This window comes from Neisseria sp. HMSC074B07 (genome assembly GCF_001810355.1).
Classification (GTDB): domain Bacteria; phylum Pseudomonadota; class Gammaproteobacteria; order Burkholderiales; family Neisseriaceae; genus Neisseria.
Genome location: NZ_KV800965.1, coordinates 13,444 through 18,985, shown reverse-complemented (window position 1 = coordinate 18,985; position 5,542 = coordinate 13,444). Strand labels below are relative to the sequence as shown.

Genomic DNA, 5,542 nt, shown 5'->3' with positions numbered 1-5,542 from the left:
TTGCCCGACGGGGTGAAAAATACAGTTGCTACGCATTTCGAGGCAGTTAAACGCCTGCCTATCCCCATGAACAAAGAACTGATTGTCCCCAAATTGCAAGAGTTAGGCTTTATCGAAAACAGCAATAACGAAATCTTTAAAAGAAATTTCGGGAAGAAAAACATGTATAGCGCCGCTGACTACCTTGCCAATCTTTTTTCTGTAACAATAGTTTTAAAAGACTTTGCCAATCCGGAATGTCCGTACGGTGTCGATATATATCATGTCAATAACAAGGTAGACGGTGTGGATGCTTTGATTGGGTATAACGGCCTGATCTTTCAAGATACTACCATCCCCGATTTAATCATTTCCACCATCAACCATAAAAACAAACCGGACAACTTGTTTAAAAACCTGTTGGACAAACATATCCAAAACATCAAAGCCTTTAAACAGAAACAGCCGCTGAATGAAGAGCTGATCAGCACGCGCGCTGTGTATGATGGCATTACCTATGAAATCAATTCTTTCAAGGGCGGCAGGTCAACCAATCTGCAAATCTATCGATATAAAGACAAGTCAAACAAAAAATCTCATTAAAACACGGGAGCCAGCCGTTCATCACACAGGTCGTCTGAAAACCTAAAACCGACCATGTTGCAGACACTGCATTCGGTTTCGCAATGCCAAACCTGTGTTTTCAGACGACCTGCCTGATCCATATGCCGCAGCCTTTCAAAATCGGGTATGATTCCCCCTTTCAAATCAGGAGCCTGACTATGCAGACCCAAGCCGTTATCCGCCATATTGCCGACTGGCTGAAAAACTATGCCGCCGCCGCACACGCCAAAGGGTTTGTCGTCGGCGTTTCCGGCGGTATCGATTCCGCAGTCGTTTCCGCCATCGCGGCACGGACGGGGCTGAAGGTTCTGTTGCTTGAAATGCCCATCCGCCAAAAAGCCGACCAAGTCAGCCGCGCGCAGGAACACATCCGCCGGTTGGAACAGGCGTTTCCCAACGTCAGCGGGATGCGCGTGGATTTGACGCCGACTTTCGATACCTTTGCCGCCGATGTCGAGGTCGATGAAACCGAGTTCCCCGCCAAACAGCTTGCGCTTGCCAACGCCCGCAGCCGCCTGCGGATGTTGACGCTTTATTATTACGGTCAGCTAAACGGTTTGCTGGTTACCGGTACGGGCAACAAAATCGAAGATTTCGGCGTGGGCTTTTTCACCAAATACGGCGACGGCGGCGTGGACATCAGCCCGATTGCAGACTTGACCAAAACGCAGATTTATCAAATTGCCGCCGAACTGGACATCGCCGAGTCCATCCAAAAAGCCGTGCCGACCGACGGGCTTTGGGATACCGAGCGTACGGACGAAGAACAGATGGGCGCAAGCTATCCCGAACTCGAATGGGCGATGAGCATTTACGGCACGCACCGTCCCGAAGATTTTGAAGGCAGGCAGCGCGAAGTCTTGGAAATCTACACCCGCCTGCACAAAGCCATGCAACACAAAGTCAATCCGATTCCCGTCTGCAACATTCCCGAAGAGATGCTGAAATAAACAAGAGGTCGTCTGAAAACGGTTTTCAGACGACCTTAAAAAACAAAGATGGTATAAACCATCAGGCACGGCTTCATAATATCGACGGTACTTACCGCGGATTGCATAAATTACCCGAACTTATCAAACCCGCCGTTTTGTGTAAAAATACCGCAATGGAAAAAATTACTCACCAAAATCTACATCCTCTTCTGTCGAAGAGTCTGACCGACACCGATTTCGTCCTTATTCTGAATGCCTTAATCAAATTTTTGCGGCGCGGCGGCAAAAAACAGGCGGCAGAACGTTTCGACCTGATTATCGCCACGCTCAAACAAGACGAAGAACTCGCAAAAAATTTCAGCAGCCGCTTCTACCACTGGCTTTCTCAAGTCCACATCTATCCCGCGCTGATCAAACTCGGCATCTTCTCGCGCCACAGCTTTACCCGCGAGATGGGCATACGCATCTACGAACGCTTCAGCCCGTCCTACAAAGACTTTGCCAACCTGCGCGAAGTGTTCCTCTACCTTTTCCACTCCGAAAACGACGACAAATGGCTGCAAACCCTCAGCATCCGCCAATGGTTGAGCCTGTACGACCTGATCCGCACCAGCGCCGATCCCGCCTTGCTGCAAAACGCCTGCCGCCAGTTGGTTGACGCCCGTCTGCGCGCCATCGAAATGCTGGCCATTTGGATTGCCTCCGAAGCCATCGAACCCGACCTCATCCGCATCGCCCCGCGCCTGCTCGAAGCCGATTCGCCCTTCGTCGCCCTCCAGCGCGAAACCGCCAAACTGGTCGAACACTACCGCAACGACACCACTCCTTACGACACCGCCCACCTCGAAGTCATGTTCGACCAATGTTGCAGCCAGATCGACTATCTGCGCCGAAAAGGGACGGGTGCAGGTTCAGGCTCGTCCGTCAAAGTCGCCCACCTGCTCGAACGGCTCCAGCAGACCGTAGATCGCCTGAAACTGCTCACCGACATCCAAACCGATGCCGGCAACCGCAACCGCCTGACCATCACCCTGATGAACTCCCTCATCTACGCTGCGGTCGAGCAGTACAGTACCCGCCACCTGCGCCGCAGCAGCATACGCATGCTCGCCCGCAGCATTACCGAAAACAAAAGCCACCACGGCGAGCATTACATCACCCGCAACCGCAAAGAATATTTCAAAATGTTCTACTCCGCGGCGGGTGGCGGCGTCATCATCGCCCTGATGGCATTGCACAAAATCCACATCGGCACACTCGGCTTCAGCCCCTTCGTTACCTCCTTGCTGTCAGGGCTCAACTACGGCATAGGCTTCATGATCATCCATATGCTGCACTGTACCGTCGCCACCAAACAGCCTGCCATGACCGCCGCCAGCTTCGCCGAACAAGTCGATCTCAACGAAGGCGGCAAAGCAGTGGACAACAAACTCGCCAAGCTCCTTATCGACGTATGCCGCTCCCAAAGCGTCGCCGTCTTCGGCAACGTTTCCATCGCCATCCTTTTGGCGTGCGCCATATCGTTCGGCTATGCCCATCTGTACCAACAGCCCATACTCGATGCACACACCACCGCCTACCAGTTCAAATCCATAGACATCATCAATCATCCGACCCTATGGTATGCCGCTATTGCGGGCTTGTGGCTGTTCTGTTCCGGCATCATCGCAGGCTTCTTCGACAACCGTGCCGACTACCTCAACCTGCGCCAACGACTGCCCTTCAACCCCTTGTTGCGCAAAATCATGCGCCCCAAACCCCGCCGCGTACTCGCCGCCTACATCCACAAACACTACGGCTCGCTGGTCGGCAACTTCATTTTCGGTATGCTCTTGGGCATGACCGGCTACTTCGGACACCTCCTCGGCCTGCCGCTGGACATCCGCCATGTCGCCTTCTCCTCCGCCAACCTCGGCTATGCAGCCGTCAGCGGCAACGTCGGCTTGGGTACATTCATGCTCGGCATTTGCAGCGTCCTCGCCATCGGCTTGGTCAACCTCATCGTCAGCTTCACCCTCGCCCTCTTCGTTGCCCTGCGTTCGCGCGGCACGAAAATCGGCAGCGTCGGCAATTTGTGCAAAAGTTTCTGGCAGCAGATTAAAGCCAACCCGCTGATATTGTTTTTCCCGGTTACGCCGGTTCAAACCAAAGAGCCGACCAAAGAGCAGGGAGAAAAGCATTAAGGCAAGCCGACAGACAGCGCCTCAGTAATCAACCTTTTTTCAGACGACCCCGCCATGCCCATCCTAGCTTGGAACACCCCGCCCGCCCCCGCCGAACTTGCCCGCGTGATCGAAACTCATCCTGCGCCGCTGCATCTGGTCGCCTGTCTGAGCGAAAACCGCATTCCTGATTTTCCTTTGTCCGATGCTCCGAGCGAACTGGAAGGTCGTCTGAAAACCCGCCTCGACCAAGCCGTGAAATGCCTTCAGTTCAACAGCGTCAACTTTCTGGAAAACCTGTTGCCCGACGTGCATATCTGGCTTGTCCCGCCGCACCGCGCCGACAGCCTGTACGAACATTTCGCCCCTATCAAATGGCAGACCGAAGCCGTACCGCAAGCCGCGCCCAAGCCCGTCAAACCTTGGTTCAGACGACCTCAAGCCATCACCCCGCCCGAAAGCGCGCTGGTTATCGGCGCGGGCATTGCCGGAGCCGCGACCGCGCGTAAACTGGCGGAACACGGCGTGCGCGTTACCGTTTTGGAAGCGGGCAAAGCGGCGCAAGGCGGCAGCGGCAACCGCCAAGGGCTGCTCTACGCCAAAATCTCGCCGCACGACACCGAGCAGACCGAACTGCTGCTGGCAGGCTACGGCTATACCCGCCGCCTGCTGCAAGACCTGCTGCCCGATTCCGACGCATGGGGCGGCGACGGCGTGTTGCACCTCAATTTCGACGAAGCCGAACGCAAACGCAATCAGGCATTGGGTTTGCAGCAACATCACACCCACCTTTACCGCAGCGTGTCCGCCGACGAAGCCGCGCAAATCGCAGGCATAGACGTCTTTTCAGACGGCCTCTACTGGCCGCAGGGCGTATGGCTGAACCCGCCCGCCGTTGTCCGCGCCTTGCTGGCTCATCCGCTGATTGCGTTGCACGAAGACACGCCCCTATCCTCCGCTGAATACGACGGCGCAAACTGGACAGCACACACACCGCGCGGCAGCTTCAGCGCAACCCACATCATCTACTGCATGGGCGCGCACAGCCCGAACGCCGCAGACGCCAACGTCTCCGCCCTGCCTTTCCGCCAAATCCGCGGACAAACCGGCGTAGTGGCGGCAAGCGGTTTTTCCGAACGCCTGCGCTGTGCCCTATCCGGCGAAAGCTACATCAGCCCGAGCTGGCGGGGGCAACACTGCTACGGCGCAACCTTTGTCCTCAACAGCAACGACGACGCTTGGCACCCGCACGAAGAAACCGCCAACCGCGCCGCCCTGCAACAACTCAACCCGCCATTGGCGCAATCATTGTTTGAACAAAACCCGCTTTGCTCGGTTTCAGACGACCTCTCTACCCCGCCGCAAGGACACGCCGCCCTGCGCTGCGACAGTCCCGACCACCTGCCCGTTGTCGGCGCGCTCGGCGACATCGCCGTCATGCAGACTGCCTACGCCAAACTCGCGTTGGACAAAAACTACCGCCTCGACAACGTCCCCTGCCCCTACCTGCCGAACGCCTACATCAACACCGCCCACGGCACGCGCGGCCTCGCCACTGCCCCCGTCTGCGCCGCCGCCATTGCCGCCGACATCCTCGGCCTGCCCCAGCCGCTGTCCCAACGCCTGCGCACCGCCCTGCACCCCAACCGCGCCGTCATCCGCGCCATCGTGCGGCAGCAGCCTTTGCTTTGATGCGCAAGAGGTCGTCTGAAAAGCTGCCTGAGCACGCTGTCAATCGACCTCCGTTTCCACTATAATGTCGCATCCCATGCCCATACGGAACAGGCCGTCTTTTTTCAGACGACCTGTTTCTTTTATAGTGGATTAACTTTAAATCAGGACAAG

General features: G+C 56.0%; 5 protein-coding genes. 4 read left to right on the top strand and 1 reads right to left on the bottom strand.

Features of this window, described 5'->3' with window-relative positions; translation table 11 throughout:
- Positions 1-582 (top strand): hypothetical protein (locus tag HMPREF2726_RS09330; RefSeq protein WP_246827879.1); only part of this gene is annotated, 582 nt, incomplete at its 5' end.
- Here the strand turns inward: HMPREF2726_RS09330 and HMPREF2726_RS14170 are convergent.
- Positions 579-746, bottom strand: a complete 168-nt coding sequence (locus HMPREF2726_RS14170; protein ID WP_168163280.1) for a hypothetical protein — start codon at positions 744-746, stop codon at positions 579-581. The two genes, HMPREF2726_RS09330 and HMPREF2726_RS14170, sit on opposite strands and share 4 nt — an antisense overlap.
- 15 nt (positions 747-761) lie before the next feature.
- On the opposite strand from HMPREF2726_RS14170, the gene nadE reads away from it, so the two are divergent.
- The 3 genes from nadE (at position 762) to mnmC (ending at position 5,389) form a co-directional block, all read left to right on the top strand.
- Positions 762-1,553, top strand: a complete 792-nt coding sequence (nadE, locus tag HMPREF2726_RS09325) for an NAD(+) synthase (RefSeq protein ID WP_070603126.1) — start codon at positions 762-764, stop codon at positions 1,551-1,553.
- Positions 1,554-1,708: 155 nt separating this feature from the next.
- Positions 1,709-3,718, top strand: coding sequence for a site-specific recombinase (locus HMPREF2726_RS09320; RefSeq protein ID WP_070603124.1), 2,010 nt, complete (start codon positions 1,709-1,711; stop codon positions 3,716-3,718).
- A 54-nt stretch (positions 3,719-3,772) separates the two neighbouring features.
- On the top strand, positions 3,773-5,389 hold the full coding sequence (gene mnmC / locus HMPREF2726_RS09315) for an FAD-dependent 5-carboxymethylaminomethyl-2-thiouridine(34) oxidoreductase MnmC1 (protein WP_003778646.1): 1,617 nt from the start codon (positions 3,773-3,775) through the stop codon (positions 5,387-5,389).
- Positions 5,390-5,542 lie beyond the last annotated feature (153 nt).